Raw genomic sequence first — 16,696 nt, forward strand, 5'->3', positions numbered from 1 at the left:
ATCACTCCCCGACGGCGGCGGCCAGATCGTCGAACTGCGGGAAGAGCTCGTCGAGCCGCGTCCGCTCGAGCAGCGCGCGGACGGACGGCGAGGCGTGGACGAGGCGCAGCTCGGCGCCGGCGTCCATCGCCTTGAGGAGCGAGATGAGCGCCGCGATCGCCGAGCCGTCCATGGCCGCCACGTGCTCGAGCGACACCACGACGCGCCGCCGCCCTCGCACCTGGTCGGCGACCCGCGCGCGCAGCTCCAGCGCGCACTCGGCGTCGAGCCGCGGCGCGAGCGGCGTGACGACGAGCGATCCGTTCCTGTGAGCGAAGCGGAGATGGAGCATGCGTGAGGATCCGGCCGGCCCCCCGCCGCACCGCATCCGCTCTGCAAACTGGAACGTCGCCCGGACGACGCAAGGGTTGACCGTTTCATCCGACCCTCGCCGGGAAGGCGCGCCGGGAGGCCCGGGCGCTGCGCACGTGGGAGCGTGGGCTCGCCGGCTCGCGCCTTCAGCGCAGCGTGCGAAACGGCCCTGTCGTCAGGGTCTTCGCCAGGGGTGGGCGTCAGCGAACGCTGACGAGGCTCGCGACGCGAAAAGGTCCTGCAGCGGACGCTCGCCCGCGGCGCGCGCGCCCCGTCGGGCGCGACCTCGCACGGGGTTCGGCCACCCGACTTCCCGGAGAGCGCTCGGTCCGCGTCGCGCGTGCTCGAGGCCTCGCTCGCTCGCGCCTGCAGCCAGCCGCCGCGCAGGCGGAGCCCCGCCAGCCGTGGCCGAAAGAGACGCCGATCACCGGGAGTCGCCGCCGGAGTCCCGGTCCGAATCCCGCCAGACGCGCCGCAGCCGGAGGAGGGAGAGCGCGACCGCCCCGAACGCGGCCACGATCGCCGCCGCGGCGGTGATCCACGGCGCGCCGAGCGACGGGAACGACGACGCGAGGACCCGCGGGACGAGCCCGACCGCGATCACCGCGAGGAGCCCCAGCCCGCCCACCTGGAGGAGCCCCAGGACGGTGAAGGCCCTTCGCCGCTCGGCCTCCTCCGCTCGCTGATCTCGCTTTTCGTCGGGTTCGCGCATGGTGGGTCCTTCCGGGCCTGCGGGACGCAGCTCGGCGTCATCGCCGCGCGGCGACGGCGGCGCGCTAGGGAGCGGCCCCGCGCGTCATGCCGGCCAGCGGGACCCGCCGGCGGTACCCCTCGAGCGCGGCGCGCGCGGCGTTCGCGTTCGCCGGATTGCCCGAGGCCTCCAGGATCGCGACCGCCCTCTGCTCCTGCTCGATCGCGCCGTCGAAGTCGCCGGTCGCCGCGTAGGCGACCGCGAGCGTCTCGAGCGAGCCCGGATCGCGGTCACCCGCCTCCTCCACCGCCGCGCGCGCGAGGCGCACCGCCTCGGGCGGATCGCGCAGGCTCGCGTCGGTCGCCAGCAGGAGGGCGAGGTGCTGCTTCGGCGCGGCGAGGTCCGGGGCGAGCTCCACGGCGCGGCGGAGCTGCGCCACGGCGTCCCCGGTGCGGCCCAGCATCGCCAGCGAGACCGCGAAGCGATCGCGCAGCGTCGCGTCCAGGGGCGACACCTGGAGCGCGTCCTCGTAGTGCTCCGCCGCCTCGCCCGTCAGCCCCTCCGCCTGCAGGATGTCGGCGAGCATCCTGTGGGCGGGTGCGAGGGCGGGGTCCTCGGCGAGCGCCTCGCGCAGCGCCGCGGTCGCGTCCGCCGTGCGCCCGCGCAGCGCGAGGACGCGGCCGAGATCGACGCTCGCCTCGACGAGCAGCGGGGACGCCTGGAGCGCGGCCCGGTAGAGGGCGATGGCGTTCTCGTAGTCCCCCCGCAGGTCGAGCCCCAGCGCGTGCGCGAAGATCGCCTCTCCGACGATCTGGTGGACCACGCCGAAGTCCGGCGCGTCGGTGAGCGCCCGCCAGAGCAACCCCTGCGCGCCGGTCGTCCCGCGCGCGTCGCCGACGAGCCCGTCGAGGAGATCGCCGACCGCCCGCGAGCTCGCCTCGAGCGCCGCGGCGTCCCCGCCGACCAGCGCGACGTCCCGGAGGCCTCTCCGGCGAAGCTGCGAGATCTCGGCGAGGTTCCCGGTGACCCGCTCGGCGTCCGCACCTGCGAGCGCTCCGGGCGGGTAGAACTCGAGGATGGGGCGCTCGCGGGAGTTCGTGGTGCTCCCGCCGGACACCCAGGCGCGCAGCGCCGCCGTGTCCGCGACGAGCAGGCTCGCCACGTCGGTGGCGCGGCGCCAGCCGTAGCGGCGGAGGTCGTCGGTCTCCGGCGCGTCGAGGACGCGCTGGACGTGGGCCATGTCGAGGGTCAGCGCCTGCTTCGAGCCGACGAGGAAGCTCGAGTGATGGCCCAGCCACATGTACGCGTGGGGGAACACGCCCGTGAAGGTGCGGACGATGATCTGCAGGTCCTCCGGCTCGACGTCGAGCGGCACCCACTGGATCATCGTCCCGTCCGCGGCGAGGTGGTCGAGCGCGCTCCGGTAGTAGTCGCTCGAGTAGAAGAGCCCGTTCCCAGCGTGCCCCGAGCGCGACTTGCCGTCCGAGATGATGGCGTCGTAGCGGGCGCGGCTGCGCTCGAGGTAGTTGACCCCGTCGTCGTTCACGACGCGGATGGCGGGGTGCTCCAGGGCGCCGCCGTTCCAGGGCGCGAACTCGCGCGCCGCCTCGATGACCGAGGGGGAGAGCTCGACGCACTCGACGCTCGCGACGCCCGGATGGCGCGCGACCTCGCCGACCAGGATCCCCGTCCCGAGCCCGATCGACAGCACGTGCTCCGGGGTCCTCCGCGAGAGCATGAAGGGCAAATGGGCGAGGACCTGCTGCTTCATGTCCACGCCCGCGCTGCTCTGGCCGATCGTGACCCCGTCCACGGCCATGACGAGCTGACGCCCGTCCCGCGCGCGCCGGAACACCTTCACCGTCGAGACCGGCCCCTCCTGATAGAAGAGCACCGGATCCAGGGCCTCGCCGCCGCTGGCGGGCAGCGGCTGGGGCCGCCACGCCCACAGGAGGACGACGCTGCTGCACAGGCACACCGCGACGGGCGCCGCCCGGAGCAGCCTCGCTCGCCAGGGGCTCCGCTTCAGCTCTTCGGAGAGCCCCCAGCCCGCGCCGAAGAGGTTGAACGTGGCGACGAGCGCGATGCCCTTCTGCATCCCGAGCAGCGGCAGCACCACGAACCCGCCGAGCGCGGCTCCGGCGACGTTCCCCAGGGTGTTCGCGCCGTAGAGCTGGCCGAGGCGCCGGCCCAGCGTGTCCACCGAGCGCGCCCAGATCACCGCCGCGATGGGCAGCGTCGAGCCGATGAGCGTCGTCGGCACGATCATGATGAGGAAGCTGAGGGCGAACCTGCCCCACAGGGCGGTGGTCCAGCCCGGCTCGGCGGCCTCGAACCAGCGCTTCCCGTACTCGAGCACCCAGCGGGTCAGGGGGATCGTGGCGAGCGTCGACGCCGCGATGGCGACCTGGATCCAGCCGAGCGTGCGGCGCGGCTGGCGCAGGCGATCGACGAACGCCCGCGCGACGAGGCTGCCGAGCGAGATGCCGACGAGGAACGTCGAGAGCATCGTCACGAAGGCGTACGTCGAGGTGCCGACGAGGACGGCGAGCATCCGCGTCCAGAGCACCTCGAGGCACAGCGAGGCGACGCCCGAGAGCATCATGACGACGAGCAGCCGCCGGTCGGTGCTGCCGGGCGCCGCGTCGGAGACCCCCGGCGCGGACCGCGGCTCGGACGTGCGGGAGGGCTCGGCGCCCGGCGCCCTGCGACGAAGCGCGGCGACGCCGAGCGCCGCGACGCCCACGGCGCAGTTCACCGCCACCGCGATCCACAGCGTCCCGTGGACGCCCAGCGCGCGGATGAGCACGAACCCCGCGGCGACGCTGCCCAGCACCGCGCCGGCGGTGTTGAGCCCGTACAGGAGGCTCAGCCCGCGCCCGAGGTTCCCGATGCGCTGCACGAGCGCGCGGGTGATCGCGGGCAGGGTCGCCCCCATGAGCAGCGTGGGCGGGAGCACCACCACGGACGCGAGCACGATCCGGAACAGGAGCAGGGCCGGCGAGCCCGGCGGGAGCTGGGCGGCGGCCCACGTGTGCACGGGGTGGAGCAGGCGGATCGCCACGGTGCCGGCGATCGCAGTGGCGGCGATCCCGAGCTCGAGCCACCCGTAGACGCGGAGCGGGTCGCGACTCCGATCCGCGACCGGGCCGAGCGCCCATCCCCCGAGCGCGAGGCCGCCCAGGTACGTGGCGAGGACGGCGGTGATCGCATGGATGCTGACGCCGAAGACGTCGTTCAGCATGCGCGACCAGACGACCTGGTAGACGAGCCCGGCCGCACCGGAGACGAGGAAGATCGCGGAGACGACTGCGAGATCGCGTCGGCGTTGCATGGAGCGCGGACTGTACCCGTTCGGCGCGGCCGACCCAAGCCGCGCCGTGCCGCCGCCCGGCGGCTGCGGCGAGGCGGGCGAGCGCCCGCGCCCTACCCCACCCGCACGGCCAGCCGCTCCCGCGCGGCCCTCCCCGCGCGAGCGGAGCGCGCCGCCTCAGCGACCGCGGCGGACGACGAGGGCGACGAGGAACATCCCGGCCGCGATCGAGATGATCACCGGGCCGGTCGCCCGGTGGAGGCGCGAGGCCAAGAGCTCGCCGGCGAGCGTGGAGGTGACCGCGACGCCGACCGAGATCGCGAACATCTGGTCGAGGGTGCGCGCGAGGTGCTTCGCCGTCGCGGCGGGGATGATGACGAGCGAGCCCATGAGCAGGACGCCGAGGTAGCGAAGCCCGAGGGCCACGGTGAGCGCGAACGCGAGGAGGAAGAGGAGCTCGAGGCGCGCGACGCGGATCCCGGAGGTCCGCGCGATGTCGGCCGAGACCAGCGTGATGACGAGCCGGTTCCGCTGCGTCAGGACGAACGCGACCACCGCGGCGGCGCCTGCGAGCCCGAGCGCCAGCTCCCACCCGCCGAGGGTCCCCGGCGCGCCGAGGAGCGCGTCCACCAGCTCGTCTCCGGTGGCGAGCATGCTCCCGAGCGCGAGCGCCAGCGAGAAGACCACGCCGATGACCGTCTCGGTGGAGCTGCGGGTCTGTCGCTCCAGCCCCCAGACCAGGAGCGTGCCGGCGAACAAGGCCGCGAGCCCGCCCAGCACCGGATGGAAGTGGAACACCAGGGCGAGCCCGATGCCGGGCAGCGCGACGTGGGACATCGCGTCCGACGCGAGCGCCATCCGGCGCATCAGCGCGAAGCAGCCGACGAGGCCGGCGGCCACCGCCATCCCGATCGAGAGCGTGAGCCCGGTCCACTGCATCAGTGGTGATGGTACTTGAGCGGCGTGCCGTACACCTGCTCGATCCGCTCGGGCGTCAGGATCTCCTCCGGGGCCCCGAAGCACGGCGCCTCGCGCGAGAGGCACAGCACGTTCGTGGCGTACCGGTAGACCACGCTCAGCTCGTGCGAGATGAGGAGCAGCGTGAGCCGCTCGGTCTCCTGGACCCGGTGGATCATCTCGTACAGCCGCTCCTCGCCGGGCTCGTCCACGCCCGCCGTCGGCTCGTCGAAGAGGAGGACCGTGGGCTCGCCCAGGAGCGCGGACGCGAGGAGCAGGCGCTGGAACTGGCCGCCGGAGAACGCCCCGATGGCCAGGTCCGCCGCGCTCGGCGGCAGGTTCACGAGCTCGAGGGCGCGCGCGAGGTCGGCGCCGGGGGCACCCGACACGTGGGCCTTGGCGCGGAGGAAGTCGCGCCCGGTGACGGGGAGGTCGCGCTCGATGTCGAGCTTCTGCGGCACGTACCCGATGCGCGTCCCGGGCGCCCAGCGGACCACGCCGCCGTGCGGCAGCGCCCCGATGAGCGCGCGGAAGAGGACCGTCTTCCCCGCGCCGTTCGGCCCGATCACGGCGAGCGCGCTGCCGCTGCGGACGCTGAAGCTGAGCTCGCGCAGCACCTCGGTCCCGCCGAGCCGCACCGAGAGCCCCTCGACCTCGAGCGCGTTCTCCATGCCTCAGCCCCTCTCCTCGCGCCGCCCATCACGAGCGCCCGACGTCCGCCCGACGGCGGCCCTCGCGACGGCGAGCCCCGCGAACGCGCACAGTGTGCCCCACGCTGCGCCGGCGAGCACGTCCGTCGGCCAGTGCACCCCCACGTACACGCGGCTCAGCGCGACCGCCGCGGCGATCGCCAGCGCCGCGACCCCGGCGCGCCGGTCCGCCGCCCACGCGACGACGCCCATGGCGAAGAAGTTCGCGGCGTGGAGGCTCGGCAGCGACCCGACGTCGCTCGCCGGCGCGAGCCACCGCACCGCTTCACCCAGCGCGAAGCACGGACGCATCCTGGCGAACAGCGGCCGGAGGATCCGCGCCCCCAGGAAGTCGCTCGTCGCGAGGGCCGTCGCGAAGGCGAGCAGCAGCGCGCGCCGCCTCGTGCCGCTGGCGACGAGGATCGCGACGACGATCGCCGCCCCCACGACGGCTCCGAACCACCGGCTGGAGAGCGCCACCGCGAGCGCGTCGAGCGCGCGCCCGCCGTCGAGGTTCAGGGCCCGGAAGATCTCCTCCTCGAGTCGCGTGTGGTGATCGGACGTCATGCGTTCCTTCATTTCACGAGACGCGCCTCCTGCCTACGCCTTGGGAGGCAGGGGGCGGCGGGAGCGCGACCCGGAGGCGGACGGAGACGTCGACCGTTCCCTCGCGGTGCCCCCAGTGCCGAACCGCGGCCCGGGTGCGCACGCTCATGCCATGAAGACGCTGCTCAAGCTGGGCGCGGGCGTCGGTCTCTGCGCGGGTGCGTACGCGCTGCTCGTTCGCCCGCGCATGCTCCGGTGGGGCGCGACGCGAGAGGAGGTCCAGAGGCGATCCCCGGGCGACGACCTCCTTCCGGACGGCAAGCGCGGCTCGACCATGGCCGTCACCCTGGACGCCGCGCCCTCCGCCGTGTGGCCATGGCTCGTGCAGATGGGGTTCGGCCGAGCGGGGTGGTACAGCTGGGACCGTCTCGATCACTTCGGCCGGCCGAGCGCGAGCCAGATCCATCCGGAGTGGCAGTCGCTCTCCGTCGGAGACCGTCTGCCCGCCACTCCGGACGGCAGGTACTGGTTCGACGTGGCGGCGGTGGATCCCGGGCGCTTCCTCGCGCTGCGCGTCCTCACCTCCGGCGGTCGCCAGCACGACTCGGCGGATCCGCGGCCACGCTCCGCGAAGGACTTCGTCGATTCGCTCTGGGCGTTCCAGCTCGACGAGCTGCCCGGCGGGCGGACGCGGCTCGTCGTGACCGTCCATTCCGCCGGCCGGCCGCGGCTCCGCGACACCGCGCTCGGCTTCGTCTTCTGGGAGCCCGCCCACTTCATCATGCAGACCCGCCAGTTCACGAACCTCGCGCGCCGAGCCGGGGGCGCGCTCCGCGAAGCGCGGCGAGAGCGCTCCGCGGGGCCGCCGGATGAGGTGCCGCTCGCGCCGCACCCGCAGACCTGACGAGGCGGGAACCACCGGCCACAGCGCGTCGAGCTGAACCGGTCTCGGAAGCCACGGGACCCGGCTCGCTCCGCCGCAGCCTCATCCGGCTGCGGGCTGCGCTTGTGCCCGGTCACGAGTCTCGACGCCGCGCCGCGCTGCGCGAGCTTCGCCTGATCGCCGACAAGCTTTTTCTCCGCGCAATGCGGCACCGTGTCTCATGCCCTTCGGGCACGCTTCACGCGTAGTCTCGTAGCCTGATCGGCACCGCCGTCCCCACACAGAGGTCCTCCATGCGCCAACTGCTCGCCGCGACGATCGCGGTGTGTTGCGTCGTCGTCTGCCTGAGCTGCGGCTCGGGCGTCCCGGGCAAGGACGAATCGTCGACCGTGACCGCCGGCCGCTTCTCGATCACGGTGCAGGGCGCAGAGCGCGCTCCGGAGGCGGCTGCCGCCGGGCGGAGCGACCGTGGCGCCGAGGAGCCCCCGACGTCGGCTCCGGGACGCCTCATCGTCAAGTTCCGGGACACGCTCGGCGAGCCCGCCGACGTCATCCACCGGTTCGGCCTGAGGTTCGCGGCGAACGCGCGCTCCGGCGGCGCCGACCTGGACCGGCTCGACGCCGAGTACCGCGTGAGCGCGGTGAGGCCGGTGTTCTCGTCCCTCTTCGCGCGCGCGATCTCCGCCCCTGGCAAGGGCGCGATCGCGGATCGGCGGAGGAAGCTCCTCGAGACGGTGAACGCGTCCAGGGCCCGGTTCGCCGCGAGGGCTTCGCGCGCAGGACGCGCCGAGCTCCCGGACCTGGTCCGCACCTACGTGTTCGAGGTCCCCGCGGACACCGACGTCGCGAAGATGGCGCTCGATTACGCGGCCAACCCGAACGTCGAGTACGCCGTCCCGGATCGCCTCGCGAAGACGCAGGCCCTCCCGGACGATCCGTATCTCCAGTCCTCCGGCTCGTGGGGACAGGCCTACGGCGATCTCTGGGCCCTCGCCAAGATCGGCGCACCGGCCGCCTGGGACGTCGCGACGGGCGCCGGCTCCGTGGTCGCGGTCGTGGACACGGGGCTCGACTACAACCACCCCGACATCGCCGCGAACGTGTGGGCCAACCCGGCCGAGCTCGGCGGCGTTCCGGGCGTGGACGACGACGGGAACGGCTACGTGGATGACGTCCGCGGATGGGACTTCGCCTACGGCGACGCCGACCCGATGGACCGGATGGGCCACGGAACCCACGTCTCGGGGACGATCGCCGCAGCCGGGAACAACGGCGCCGGGGTGATCGGGGTCGCGTACCAGGCCCGGATCATGCCGGTGAAGGGGCTCGACGACTCCGGCTACGGGCCGTTCTCGACCCTCGCGGCCGCCGTCACGTACGCCGCGATGAACGGCGCGGACGTGATCAGCAACAGCTGGGGCTGCTACGGCACCGGCTGCACCGACGCCGCCATCGCCGACGCCGTCGCGCTGGCGCGGAGCCTCGGCTGCGTGATCACGTTCGCCGCCGGCAACGACGACGCCGACGTCAAGGATGCCTTCCCCGCGAAGCTACAGGACGTGATCACGGTCGCGGCGTCCGGCGCCGACGACTCGAAGGCGTCCTTCTCGAACTGGGGCTACCTCGTCGACGTCGCCGCTCCCGGCGGCGGCCCCGACGCCGCCTCCCCCTACGCCGCGGCCCGCAACATCCTCTCGCTGCGCGCCGCGGGCACCGGCGATGCGAACCTCGTCGTCGGCGGCAGCTACCTCCGGCAGGCCGGCACGTCGATGGCGACGCCTCACGTCTCCGCCGTCGCCGCGCTGGTGCTGTCCGCCAACCCGCAGCTGACGGTGGCGCAGGTCGAGTCGATCATCCGTCACACGGCGCGAGACGCGGTCGGGGACCCGGCGCTCGACACCGCGGGGTACGACCCCTACTACGGGTGGGGCAGGCTCGACGCCGCCGCCGCGGTCGCCAGGGCGTTCGATCCGCCGGCGGACCCGCCCCTCCTGAAGGTGCTCGCGGAGCCGCTGGAGTTCGACGTCCCGGCGACGGCGTGCGCGGGCCAGCAGTGGACGCTGCCGGTGGACGTCTACAACCTCGGCGGCGGTACGCTGAGCTGGTCGGCGGACGCTCCCGCCTGGCTCACCGTGCAGGCCTCCACGGCGACGACGCCTTCGTTCACGTCCGTCTCGTTGAGTCGCCTCGAGGACGCCACCGGCGTCCTGACGATCCACTCTCCCGAGGACCCGGGTGGCTCCACGGCGCTGCCGGTGATCGCGCGCCTGGCCTCCGGCATCACGATCAGCAACTGCAGCACCGCCCTTTCGAAGGCGTACTCCACCCAGCAGTGGGATCCCTTCCACCACCTCAGCACGCAGCCCCCTGGCGTCCCTGACGGCGCCGGAGGGGCGTTCTACGTCTGGACCGACACGCGGTACGGGAACCCCGATCTGTTCATGCAGCGGGTGGACGCCTCCGGGAATCCGCTCTGGAGCACGGACGGGATGGCGTTGACCTCCGCCTCGCCGGGAGCGGAGATCCGCCCCGCGATCGTCTCCGACGGAGCAGGAGGCGCGATCGTCGCCTGGGTCGAGGGCGCCAACACGGGCAACGTCTACGACAAGCACATCCGGGCCCAGCGGGTGAGCGCCACCGGGCAGAAGCTCTGGGGGACCTACGGGGTCTGGGTGTGTCAAGCCTCCGGAGGACAGGAGCGGCCGACCCTGCTCTCCAAGGGCAGCGGGACGGCGATCGTCGCCTGGACGGACTATCGCAACGGCAATGCGGACATCTACGCGCAGAAGATCGACGCGAGCGGAACGATGGCGTGGCAGACCGACGGCGTTCCGGTGGTGCAGGCGGCCAGCTCCCAGTCCGAGGTCGCGATCGCGACGGACAACTACGGCGGCGCGATCCTGACCTGGGTCGATGCGCGCACGGGCTACCAGACCGTCTACGCCCAGCGCCTGACCTCGCTCGGCCAGGCCCTCTGGGCTCAGAACGGCCTGCTCCTCACGCCGGAGACGTCGATGACCCCGGGCGTGCCGGAGATCGCCCTCGGGCCCAGCATCCTCCCGGATGGCCAGGGCGGCGCGATCATCGCCTGGCACGACTTCCGGAACTTCCCCTTCAAGCCCGGCCCCAACTTCCTCTCGCGGAGCGACCTCTACGCGGTGCGGGTGGACCACCTCGGCCAGAGCCTCTGGACGCCCGGCGGCGTTCCGCTCACGTCGGGCCTGACCGCCACTCCGAGCACCTTCGTGCCCGGCTATTCTCCCTCCCGGCTCACGATGGCGCCGGACGGCCGGGGCGGCGCGTTCGTGGTGTGGCACGACAGCCGTAACGCCAGCTGGGACGTGTACACGCAGCGGTTCGACCGAGACGGGAACCGGCTGTGGGGCACGAACGGCGTGCCGGTCACGACGGCGGCGGGCAATCAGCTCGCGCCGTCCGTCGCGTCGGACGGCGCGGACGGCGCGGTGTACGCGTGGAGCGACGATCGGCCGGGCCACCAGGACGTGTTCGTGCAGCGCCTCGGGCCGACGGGCGCGCCGCTCGCGCCGCCGAACGGCCTGTGGATCGAGGGCAAGCCGGGGGACCAGTCCTATCCGTACGTCGTGCCGCTCGCGCGCGGCAAGTTCCTCGTCACGTGGGACGATTCGAGCAACTGCGCTCCCACGGGGTGGTGCGCCGGGACCGGCATCGACTTCGTCGGCAAGGTGATCGACATCGGGACGGGGTTCCTGCTCGACGTCTCCCTCACCGGCGACGGCGTGGGGACGGTCACCTCGACTCCGGCCGGGATCTCCTGCGGCGTCACGTGCTCGGCCGACTTCGCGGCCGGCACGTCCGTCACGCTCACCGCCCAGCCGGCGTCCGGCTCGATCTTCTCCGGCTGGAGCGGCGCCTGCGCCGGCACGGCTCCGACCTGCACCGTCAGCATGGACGCCGCGCGGACGGTGGCCGCGAGCTTCTCGCTCGCGAGCTACCCGCTCACCGTCGAGCTCTCGGGCTCGGGACAGGGCACCGTGACGGGCGACGGGATCTCCTGCCTGACCCCTGGGGCGGCGGGGTGCACGGCCACGGTCCCCAACACGTCGCCGCCGGCGACCGTGACGCTCACCGCGACGCCGACCGCGCCGTCGGTCTTCGCGGGCTTCACCGGGTGCACGTCGGTCTCCGGAAACGTCTGCACGGTCTCGATGACGGGGGCGAAGACGGTGACCGCGACGTTCCACTCGGTCGCGCTCCTCACGGTGAGGACGTCCGGGCTGGGCCGCGGGACGGTGACGGGCGAGGGCATCGCCTGCACCACCGGCTCGACGGACGGGTGCACGGCCTCGGAGCCCCTCACCTCGCCGGCGACGACCGTGACGCTCACGGCCTCGCCCGACGCGACCTCGCTCTTCTCGAGCTGGACCGGCTGCACCTCCGTGTCCGGGAACGTCTGCACGGTCTCGATGACCGGCGCGAGGACCGCGACGGCGACGTTCCAGCCGGCGACCTGGCTCCTCACGGCGAAGACGGCCGGAACCGGGCGCGGGACGGTGACGGGCGAGGGCATCGCCTGCACCACCGGCGCGACGGACGGATGCACGACATCGGTGCCCAACACGACGCCTGCGACGACCGTGACCCTCACGGCGACGCCGGACGCGACCTCGGTCTTCTCGACCTGGAGCGGCTGCACCTCGGTGTCCGGGAACGTCTGCACGGTCTCGATGACCGGCGCGCGCACCGCGACGGCGACGTTCCAGCCGAGCACGTATGCGCTCACCGTGAAGACCGCCGGGACGGCCTCCGGCGGGGCCGTCCAGGGTGACGGCATCGACTGCAGCTCCACGACGGGGTGCACCTACGTCGAGCCGAACGGGGCCACGATCACGCTGACGGCGGTCCCTGACGCGACGTCGCTGTTCAAGAGCTGGACCGGGTGCACGACGACGAACGGCGCGACCTGCACGGTCACCATGGCGTCGGTGAAGACGGTCACGGCGACGTTCCAGCCGAGCACGTACGCGCTCACCGTCAAGACCGCGGGCGTGAACGCCAGCGGCACGGTCCAGGGCGACGGCATCGACTGCAGCTCCACGACCGGCTGCACCTACGTCGAGGCGAACGGGGCCACGATCACGCTGACCGCGACGCCGGGAGCGGCGTCGGTCTTCGCGAGCTGGACCGGCTGCACCTCGTCGTCCGGCAACGTCTGCACGGTCTCGATGACCGGGGCGAAGACGGTCACGGCGAACTTCCAGCCGAGCACGTACACGCTCACGGTGAACGCGACGGCCCAGGGTGGGGCCGGGACGGTGACCGGACCGGGCATCGCCTGCACCACGGGGGTCACCGGAGGTTGCACCACCGGCGTCGCGAACGGCACGACCGTGACCCTGACCGCCGCCCCCGACGCGAGCTCGATCCTGAAGAGCTGGAGCGGCTGCACCTCCGTGAGCGGCGCGACGTGCACGGTGTCGATGACCGGAGCCAAGACGGTCACGGCGACGTTCCAGCCGAGCACGTACGCCCTCACCGTGAAGACCGCCGGGACGGGCGCCGGCGGCGCCGTCCAGGGCGACGGCATCGACTGCAGCTCCACGACCGGCTGCACCTACGTCGAGGCGAACGGGGCCACGCTCACGCTGACGGCGGTGCCGGACGCGACCTCGCTGTTCAAGAGCTGGACCGGGTGCACGACGACGAGCGGCGCGACCTGCACCGTCTCGATGTCCTCGGCGAAGACGGTCACGGCGACGTTCCAGCCGAGCACGTACGCCCTCACCGTGAAGACCGCCGGCGTGAACGCCAGCGGCAGCGTCCAGGGCGACGGGATCGACTGCGGCTCCACGACCGGCTGCACCTACGTCGAGGCGAACGGGGCCACCCTCACGCTGACCGCGACGCCGGGGGCGGCGTCGGTCTTCGCGAGCTGGACCGGCTGCACCTCCGCGACCGGCGCCACGTGCACGGTCACCATGACGTCGGCGAAGACGGTCACGGCGAACTTCCAGCCGAGCACGTATGCGCTCACCGTGAACGCGACGGCCCAGGGTGGGGCCGGGACGGTGACCGGACCGGGCATCGACTGCACCACCGGGGTCACCGGAGGTTGCACCGCCGTCGTCGCGAACGGCGCCACCGTGACCCTGACCGCCACCCCGGACGCCAGCTCGATCGTGAAGAGCTGGACCGGCTGCACCTCCGCGTCCGGGAACGTCTGCACGGTCACGATGACCGCCGCGAAGACGGTCACGGCGACGTTCCAGCCGAGCACGTACGCGCTCACGGTCAAGCCGGCCTCGAGCTACGGCGCGACCGGCACGATCAGCGGGGCGGGGCTCGTGTGCAGCGATCCGGCCGGTTGCGTGACGACCGTCGCGAACGGCAGCGCGGTGACGCTCACGGCCTCGCCCGCGGCAGGCGCCCTGCTGAAGAGCTGGACCGGCTGCACGAGCTCGAGCGGCGACACCTGCACCGTCACGATGTCGTCGGCGAAGACGGTGACGGCCACGTTCCAGCCGAGCACGTTCCGCCTCACCGTCACGCCGGCGGGGACCGGCTCGGGCACCGTCACGGGCCCTGGCATCGCGTGCACGTCGGGCAGCGCCGACGGCTGCGCGGCGGACGAGAGCACCGGCTCGTCCGTCACCTTGACGGCGACGCCGGGCGCCTGCGCCACGTTCACCTCGTGGAGCGGCGCGTGCTACGGCACCGCGAGCCAGTGCACCGTCACGATGTCGGTGGCCAGGTCGGTCACGGCCACGTTCGCCGCCGGCACCTGCCCGCTGTCCGCGGCGGCGCGCTGAGGACGGCCGGGGACGGCGGCTCGCCGTCCCCGGCTCCCATCGCAGCGGAGGGGCGCTCGCCTCGTCGCGTGATCAAGCGGTGGGCGTGCAGTCGGAGCGAGGCCACGTGAGCGTGAACGTCGTGCCAGCCTCGCGGGATGAGCTCACTGCGACCGTTCCGCCGTGCGCGCGCATGATCTCGCTGACGATGTAGAGCCCGAGGCCGAGCCCCTCTCGGTTGCCTGCACCTGCTTCGCCGCGCTGGAACGGATCGAAGAGCCTCAGCAGGCGATCCTCGGTGATGGGCTCACCGTGATTCGTGACCTGCACGACCGCGCCTTCACTTGCACATGCCGCAGTGACGACCACCGGCCCCTCACCGTAATTCAGGGCGTTCGCGAGGAGATTGCCGACCGCCTGGAACGCACGGTCGCGATCCCATTGACCCCAGAGATCACCGCTGGCGTTCAGGATGATCTCTCGATCAGGATTCGTGAGGATCGCGTCCTCGACGGCGGCGTGGCAGACCTCGCCCAGGTCCACGCGCGTCGTCGTGTCGACCGGGATGCCGTCGCCGAGGCGCCCGCGGGAGAGGTCCAGCAGGTCGCGCACCATCCTGCTCATCCGCTCCGCGTTGCGGGCGATACGCCCGGCGGCGCGGTCGAGACCCGGCGCGAGGCGGCCCGATCGCAGCATGTGGTCTGCGCTCATCAGGATGGCGCTGAGGGGCGAGCGGAGGTCGTGGCCCAGCACCCCGATGAAGCGCTCGCGGATTCGCTCCCGCTCCTCCACGAAGTATTCGACGGAGTCGCTGATCGCCTGATCGAGGCCCGCGTTCAGCCGCGCGAGCTCGACGACGCGGCGCTCCATTCCTTCCATGAGATCGACGGAGCCTGCCTGTTCCTCGGCCTCGGCGTGCAGCAAGAGCCGCAGGATCGTCGCTCTCAGTACGCGGAACTCGGTGATGAGCTGGGCGAGCTGGTACGCGTGCTTCAGGCGCTGCTTCGCATGCGTGATGGGAAGGCCCTGGAGCATGCCACCGGCAGGTGCATCCGGCGCCTTCATCCAGGTGGCCAGCGCGTCGAGGAACTCCGGAAGATCGTTCCGGAGGGCCGAGTCCTCCAGCGGGATGGGTCTCGGCTCCGCGTGGATCGCGCGCTCCCACTCCGCCATGATGCGGTCGCGTTCGCGCGTCAGAAACTCGTGTGTGATCAAGGTCATGCTCCGCTCCGCGAGCCAGCAATCCTGGGTGGGCGGAGTAGTACACCATGAGGGCGCAGGCGGCTGCGAGCTCGCCGGCTTTCATGCGACTGGGGACTGGTTACTGCCCGGCGAAAGCCTAATATTTACAGCCAAGATGCCTGGCACCCGGCGCGTTCCTGCCGGGCACGAGCAGGTCGTGAGCCTCTACGACTTCATCACCAGCGACAAGAACGACATCCTCTCTCTCGCCCGAGCGAAGATCATGGCGAGGAGGTGGCCCACCGTCTCCGCCCTGGAGCTGGAGCACGGGCTACCGCTCTTCTTGTCCCAGCTCTCGGAGACCCTGCGACTGCGGTCGAGCTCCGAGCCGTTCTCAAGCACCGCCATCGGGAACAGCGCAGGCAAGCACGGCGGCGAGGCGCTGGCGAAGAACTTCAGCGTGGCTCAGCTCGTTCACGACTATGGGGACCTCTGCCAGGCCATCACGGAGACGGCGGTCGTCAAGCACGTGGCGATCAGCGCGAAGGACTTCCAGACCCTGAACGGCTGCCTCGACGACGCCATCGCCGGAGCGGTGACCGAGTTCAGCCGCCAGCGAGAGGAGGCGCTCGGCGATGGCGAGGCGGAGCGGCTCGGCTACCTGACGCACGAGCTGCGCAACCGTCTGTCGACGGCGATGCTCTCGTTCGCGGCGGTGAAGAGCGGGCGGGTGGCGGTCGCCGGGAGCACCGGGTCCATCGTCGAGCGCAGCCTCGCGGCGATGCGCGACCTCCTCGACACGACGATCTCCGAGGTGCGACTCGCCGCCGGGAGCCAGGAGCCGAAGCGGATGTCCATCGCCCGGTTCCTGCACGAGGCGGAGGGCGCGGCGTCGTTGCAGGCGGCGCAGCGCGAGATGAACGTGACCTTCGCCGACGTGCCGGACGACGTGATGGTCAAGGCCGACCCGCAGCTCCTCTCGTCGGCGCTCTTCAACCTCATCCAGAACGCCTTCAAGTACTCGGTCCCCCACGGCTACGTGACGGTGCGCACCGTCTGCGCGGACGCGCTCGTCTCCATCGAGGTGGAAGACGAATGCGGCGGGCTCCCCGAGGGGAACTCCGAGGCGTTCTTCACGCCGTTCGGCAAGCGGCGTGGCCAGGACCGCACGGGGCTGGGGCTCGGGTTGAACATCAGCCGCAAGGCGGTGAAGGCCTTCGGCGGAGACATCACCGTCCGCAACCTGCCCGGCAAGGGCTGCATCTTCACCATCACAGTGCCGGTCTCGGCGTAGCCCGACGGCTCCCTTCGTCGCTG

Annotated in this window: 10 protein-coding genes; 3 read left to right on the plus strand and 7 right to left on the minus strand. The window is 72.4% G+C overall.

Annotated features, from left to right (window positions below):
- Nucleotide 1: 1 nt before the first annotated feature.
- The 6 genes from MLV88_RS06730 to MLV88_RS06755 form a co-directional block, all read right to left on the minus strand.
- Nucleotides 2-331, minus strand: a complete 330-nt coding sequence (locus MLV88_RS06730; RefSeq protein WP_242336162.1) for an STAS domain-containing protein — start codon at nt 329-331, stop codon at nt 2-4.
- Nucleotides 332-775: 444 nt separating this feature from the next.
- A complete protein-coding gene (locus MLV88_RS06735) occupies nt 776-1,063 on the minus strand; it encodes a hypothetical protein (RefSeq protein ID WP_242354369.1) in 288 nt (95 codons plus the stop codon).
- Nucleotides 1,064-1,127: 64 nt separating this feature from the next.
- Entirely contained in the window at nt 1,128-4,376 is a 3,249-nt protein-coding gene (locus MLV88_RS06740) for a fused MFS/spermidine synthase (RefSeq protein ID WP_243337131.1), read from the minus strand.
- A 156-nt stretch (nt 4,377-4,532) separates the two neighbouring features.
- Nucleotides 4,533-5,294 carry a metal ABC transporter permease gene (locus tag MLV88_RS06745; protein WP_242336171.1) on the minus strand — a complete coding sequence of 254 codons (762 nt, stop codon included), beginning with the start codon at nt 5,292-5,294 and terminating at the stop codon, nt 4,533-4,535.
- Nucleotides 5,294-5,983, minus strand: a complete 690-nt coding sequence (locus MLV88_RS06750) for a metal ABC transporter ATP-binding protein (protein WP_242336174.1) — start codon at nt 5,981-5,983, stop codon at nt 5,294-5,296. The genes MLV88_RS06745 and MLV88_RS06750 overlap by 1 nt, the downstream gene beginning before the upstream one ends.
- 3 nt (nt 5,984-5,986) lie before the next feature.
- A complete protein-coding gene (locus MLV88_RS06755; protein ID WP_243337132.1) occupies nt 5,987-6,568 on the minus strand; it encodes a phosphatase PAP2 family protein in 582 nt (193 codons plus the stop codon).
- A 151-nt stretch (nt 6,569-6,719) separates the two neighbouring features.
- Between MLV88_RS06755 and MLV88_RS06760 the strand changes: the two genes are divergently transcribed.
- On the plus strand, nt 6,720-7,451 hold the full coding sequence (locus MLV88_RS06760) for a hypothetical protein (RefSeq protein WP_242336180.1): 732 nt from the start codon (nt 6,720-6,722) through the stop codon (nt 7,449-7,451).
- Between the two features lie 272 nt (nt 7,452-7,723).
- Nucleotides 7,724-14,218 carry an InlB B-repeat-containing protein gene (locus tag MLV88_RS06765; RefSeq protein ID WP_243337134.1) on the plus strand — a complete coding sequence of 2,165 codons (6,495 nt, stop codon included), beginning with the start codon at nt 7,724-7,726 and terminating at the stop codon, nt 14,216-14,218.
- 72 nt (nt 14,219-14,290) lie between these two features.
- Here the strand turns inward: MLV88_RS06765 and MLV88_RS06770 are convergent, their stop codons facing one another.
- Nucleotides 14,291-15,418, minus strand: coding sequence for a sensor histidine kinase (locus MLV88_RS06770; RefSeq protein WP_243337136.1), 1,128 nt, complete (start codon nt 15,416-15,418; stop codon nt 14,291-14,293).
- Between the two features lie 136 nt (nt 15,419-15,554).
- On the opposite strand from MLV88_RS06770, the gene MLV88_RS06775 reads away from it, so the two are divergent.
- The gene (locus tag MLV88_RS06775; RefSeq protein WP_243337138.1) at nt 15,555-16,673 is read left to right on the plus strand and encodes a sensor histidine kinase; all 1,119 of its coding nucleotides are present in this window, start codon (nt 15,555-15,557) and stop codon (nt 16,671-16,673) included.
- Nucleotides 16,674-16,696: the final 23 nt, after the last annotated feature.

The sequence above is a fragment of the Anaeromyxobacter soli genome (assembly GCF_022808855.1).
Taxonomy (GTDB): Bacteria; Myxococcota; Myxococcia; order Myxococcales; family Anaeromyxobacteraceae; genus Anaeromyxobacter; species Anaeromyxobacter soli.